Annotated in this window: 3 protein-coding genes and 1 pseudogene; 3 read left to right on the forward strand and 1 reads right to left on the reverse strand. The window is 71.2% G+C overall.

Annotated features, from left to right (window positions below; all coding sequences use genetic code 11):
- A pseudogene (locus FV233_RS28145) lies at positions 1-1,051 on the reverse strand (flagellar hook-length control protein FliK); the annotation flags it as partial.
- 502 nt (positions 1,052-1,553) lie between these two features.
- Here FV233_RS28145 and mnmA point away from each other — a divergent pair.
- The 3 genes from mnmA to FV233_RS28160 are packed head-to-tail and all read left to right on the forward strand — an operon-like array spanning position 1,554 to position 4,166.
- On the forward strand, positions 1,554-2,708 hold the full coding sequence (gene mnmA, locus FV233_RS28150; RefSeq protein ID WP_147899490.1) for a tRNA 2-thiouridine(34) synthase MnmA: 1,155 nt from the start codon (positions 1,554-1,556) through the stop codon (positions 2,706-2,708).
- Positions 2,709-2,733: 25 nt separating this feature from the next.
- Complete coding sequence (locus tag FV233_RS28155) at positions 2,734-3,387, forward strand: class I SAM-dependent methyltransferase (RefSeq protein WP_147857268.1); 654 nt, start codon at positions 2,734-2,736, stop codon at positions 3,385-3,387.
- Positions 3,384-4,166, forward strand: a complete 783-nt coding sequence (locus tag FV233_RS28160) for a VTT domain-containing protein (protein ID WP_147857269.1) — start codon at positions 3,384-3,386, stop codon at positions 4,164-4,166. The genes FV233_RS28155 and FV233_RS28160 overlap by 4 nt, the downstream gene beginning before the upstream one ends.
- Positions 4,167-4,691 lie beyond the last annotated feature (525 nt).

Here is a 4,691-nt window from a genome sequence, read left to right on the forward strand (position 1 = left end):
GGGTGGGGGCCGGGGCCTGCATGCCGGCCGCCGGGCCGGCGCCTTGGCCGGCATCCGCCAGGGCGGTCAGGAAGTCCTGGCCGGCGGCCGCGCTCGAGGCCGCCTCCTTGCCCGCAGGATCGGCCGCGCCGGCTTTGACCGCCTCGACCGGGCTGGCACCCTGAGCCGACGATTTCGCCATCGGAGGAGGGCCGGCCTTGGGCCCGGAGACCGCGAGGTCTGGCTTTGCTCCGGACGCATCCGCGCCCGCGCCCTGCGTCGGCACCGCCCCAGACCCAGCGAGCCCTGCGCCGCCCGGGCCGACCGCTCCGACATCCTTGGCCTCGCCGTCGGCCGCTGCGCCGCCGGCAACGAGCGGGGCACCCTTCACCAGTTCGGCCAGCAGCGCCGGCAGCGTTCCCGGCATGGCCGGGCTCGCCGGTGGAGGCGTGGTCTGGGCCGGCACCTCGCCCGGCGCCGGTTCGACTTGCGCGGTCTCGACGGCGGCTGGATCACCGGCTTTCGGGTCGGTACCGGCGGCGGTGGCAGCGGTCGCGTCGAGGGCAGCCTCTTGCGCCGGCCGCGTCGCCGCGTCGGAGGCTTGCTGCGCCTTCGGATCCGTATCCCGAACGGCCCCGACGGAGGCGGGATCCGACGGTTTTGCCGGCGCCTGTGTCGCGGCGCGGGTCATCGAGGTCGCGGGCCGCGCATCCGCGGCTGCCGTCCTCTGAGTCTGCGCCGGGGGCTCCGGCGGCTTGGGAAGATTGGCGGGACGGGCATCCGGCCGGGCGGCGGCGCGGGCCTTCGCGGTCTCGGCGGCATCCCGGACGCGCTCCGCGGCCGTGCGGGCCGTATCGGCCTGGCTGCGCTGGCTCTCGTCGCGGGTGCGGGCCGCCGCAGCGGCATCCCGGGCCCGGGCCGCGCTCAGAGCCGCGCCGAACCGATCCTGCGACGAGTCGCCGGCCCGGGCGGCGACGCCGGCCGCATCCCAGCCCGATCGCGGCGTGGTCGAAGAACGGGCGGACGGGATCCACCCGGTGACATCCAACCGATCCGTTGCACCGCTCGCCATGCTGGGCTCCTCTCGATCGGGATCGAGCAAGGGCCAGGCCATTGGGGCGATTGGATAACTGACTGATCGATAAGGGATTTTGTCGTGCCGCTTTCGGATACCGGATATCGTCCGGGTCCGAAGCTGCCGCGCGACCGGCAGCATTTGCCGGGTGGGGGCACTCGGTTGCTGGGTCAGGCAGGCCGCGGTGTCTCCAGCGTATCCTGCCGACCCCAATGTGTGAATCTGCGAGCCCGCACGGGAGAGGGGACGCGTGGCGGCTTTCGCAAACCGATGTGTGAACATCGCAGCTCTGCGGGGGAGGTAGGGTGCGTGTCATCCCCGGATCGGACGTCCTTCGAACCGGCGCTTGTTTCCGGGATTGATCCCACGCCTCGCACCGCGCCTGCGCAAACCGCTCACCCCCGCCAAAAAACCCCGCCCTGGAAAGCCGATCGGACTCCCGCTATAGACAGGCCGTGCAGCCGAGACGCCTTCCAGCCGGCGGCGGCGGACCCCTGCGATGAACGCCCTCGACCTTCCCAAGCCAGCCCACGAGACGCGCGTGGTCGTCGCCATGTCCGGCGGCGTCGATTCCTCCGTGGTTGCGGGGCTGCTGAAGCGGCAGGGCTTCGACGTGGTCGGGGTCACGCTCCAGCTCTACGACCACGGCGCCGCGACCCATCGCAAGGGCGCCTGCTGCGCCGGCCAGGACATCAACGACGCCCGCGCGGCCGCCGAGCATCTCGGCATCCCGCATTACGTCCTCGACTACGAGGACCGGTTCCGCGACGCGGTGATCGAGAAATTCGCCGAGAGCTACCTTGCGGGCGAGACCCCGATTCCGTGCGTCGAGTGCAATCGCACCGTGAAGTTCCGCGATCTGCTCGGGCTGGCCCGGGACCTGAACGCCGACGCCCTGGCCACCGGGCATTACGTGGCGAGCCGGGCCCTGCCGGGGGGCGGCCGGGCGCTGCACCGCGCCCTCGATCCGGCCCGGGACCAGAGCTATTTCCTCTACGCGACCACGGCCGAGCAGCTCGCATACCTGCGTTTTCCCTTGGGCGAGATGTCCAAGGCCGAGACCCGGGCGCTGGCCAAGGACCTCGGCCTGTCGCTGGCGGAGAAGCCCGACAGCCAGGACATCTGCTTCGTGCCCCAGGGCCGCTACAGCGACGTGATCGCCCGCCTGCGCCCGGACGCGGCCCGGCCCGGCGAGATCGTCGATCTCGGCGGCCACGTGCTCGGGCAGCACGCGGGCATCGTCCATTACACCGTCGGCCAGCGCCGGGGCCTCGGCCTGTCCGGCTCCGAGCCGCTCTACGTCGTGCGCCTGGAGCCGGACACCGCCCGGGTCGTGGTCGGCCCGCGCACGGCGCTCGCGACGACGCGCATCCGCCTCTCGGATATGAACTGGCTGGGCGAGGGTCCGGCCGGGTCCGTGCGCGACCTGCCGGTGGCGGTCCGCGTGCGCTCGACCCGGCCGCCGCGGCCGGCGACGCTCACCATGGCGCCGGACGGAACCGCCGAGGTGGTGCTGGCCGAGCCCGAGGACGGCGTGTCGCCGGGCCAGGCCTGCGCGCTCTACGGCGACGACGGCCCCCGGGCCCGTGTTCTGGGCGGCGGCACCATCCGGCGGGTCGATGCGTTGTCGGCCCGGCCCCGAGAAGCCGCCTGATCTCAATCTCTGGATAATCCGAACGATGCTGAGCGAGCCGCAGATGGCCGGGCCGAGCACGGCCCTGATGCGCAAGGCCTATGCCCGCTGGGCCCCCGTCTACGACGTGGTCTACGACAAGCTCACCGAGCCGGCGGCCCGCGCGGCCGTGGAGGCCGCGGCCGAGCACGGGCCGCGCATCCTGGAGGCCGGCGTCGGCACCGGATTGGCGCTGGGCTACTACCCGAAGGCGAGCTTCGTCTGCGGGGTCGACCTCTCCGAGGACATGCTCAAGCGCGCCCGCGCCAAGGTGAAGCGCCGGAACCTGGCCCACGTGAAGGGCCTGCAGGTGATGGATGTCTGCCACCTCGGCTACGCCGACGCGAGCTTCGACGCGGTCGTGGCGCAGTTCCTCATCACCCTGGTGCCCGACCCCGAGGCCGCGATGTCGGAGTTCCTGCGGGTGGTCCGGCCCGGCGGCGGCATCGTGCTGGCGAACCATTTCGGCCAGAGCGACGGCCCGCTCGCCCGGGTCGAAGAGGTCGTGGCACCGCTCTGCACCAAGATCGGCTGGTCGTCGGACTTCAAGGCGACCCGGATCGAGGCCTGGGCCCGGCGCAACGGCGTCGAGGTGCTGGGGCTGAAGCCGACCTTCCCGGGCGGGTTCTTCAAGATCCTGCGGATGCGCAAAGCCGGGTGAGCGACGTCGGGCTCGCGTCCGTCCCGGAGGGACGCTGGAAGCGGATGCGGCGGTGGCTGCCGCTGGTCCTGCTCCTGTGCATCTCGGCGTTCGTGCTGGTCTCGGGCGTCGCGCAACTCCTGAGCCTCGACCGGCTGCTCGCCTCGCGGGCCTGGCTGCACGGCTTCGTCGAGGCCGGGTACCTGCGCGCCGTGGTGGCGGCCTACCTGGTCTACGTCGCCTCCGTGGTGGTCTCGGTGCCAGCCACGCTGTTCCTGACCATGATCTGCGGTTTCCTGTTCGGAATCGTGCCGGGGGCGCTGACTGCGGTCTGCGCGGCCACCACCGGGGCGGCGATCGTGTTCGCCATAGGCAAAGGGCCGGGGGCCGATCTGCTGCGCCGGATGGGCGGCACGCGGCTCGCGGCGTTCACGGACGCGTTCCGGCGCGACGCCTTCGGGTACATCGCGGTGATGCGCCTGCTGCCGCTGTTCCCGTTCTGGATGACGAACCTCGCACCCGCCGCCTGCGGGGTGAAGATGCGGGTCTTCGTGCTGGCGACCTTCCTCGGCCTGCTGCCGGGCGCCCTGGTCTACGCCACGACCGGCGCCGGGATCGAGGACGTGGTCGCGGCCCACGAGGCCGCCAAGGCCGCCTGCCTTGCCGCGGGGACGACCGGTTGCGACGAGGCTCTGACCTTGAGGGCCCTGGTCACGCCCAAGATGGTGGCCGGGCTGGCGATGCTCGCCGTGTTCGCGCTGGGCAGCGTCCTGCTGAGCCGCCGGTTCCGGCGCGCCTGAAGCCGGTTCGTCCGGCACGGCGTTCGTGTCTTGGACCGCCAACCGCCAAATGGATGCCGGTTCGGCCCAAGAGAGCCCGTAACATCGAAGGTGGGAACGGCTCTCGCGTGACTGAGTACCCGGTTAAAAATTTCTGTCGGCGCGCAAATTTAATCTCCACTCTGTGTCGCGCATGGGTCTAATCGTGTCGACCGGCCGTTTCGGGTAACGAACCTCCCGGACGGCCGCCGTAGGCTGGCATGTTGGATTCCCGTTCGGTCCAAGGTGTTGATCGAGATAACGTTTTCCGTTCCTGGCCCGTTGGGCATCGGCCTCGCTGACGGGGCCATCACCCGATCGCCGGCGGTGTTCTGGTGTTCCGGAGCGTGCCGCAAGAGCCTCTGCGCACGTGCGCGACACAGGCGCCGAGACGGTGGCCTTCTTTCGAGGTGCTCTAAGGTACATGCAACCTCGACCCTATCGTGCTCGTATAGTGCCCGCGGGAATGCCCCCTGTATTCCCGGCTTTGAAACGACGGCGTTACCC

The organism is Methylobacterium sp. WL7, from assembly GCF_008040085.1.
In the GTDB taxonomy this organism is placed as follows: domain Bacteria; phylum Pseudomonadota; class Alphaproteobacteria; order Rhizobiales; family Beijerinckiaceae; genus Methylobacterium; species Methylobacterium mesophilicum.

Bases quoted from the DNA above. Each gene is read 5' to 3' on its own strand.
- mnmA (WP_147899490.1), top strand. From the start codon at position 1,554: ATGAACGCCCTCGACCTTCCCAAGCCAGCCCACGAGACGCGCGTGGTC.
- FV233_RS28155 (WP_147857268.1), top strand. From the start codon at position 2,734: ATGCTGAGCGAGCCGCAGATGGCCGGGCCGAGCACGGCCCTGATGCGC.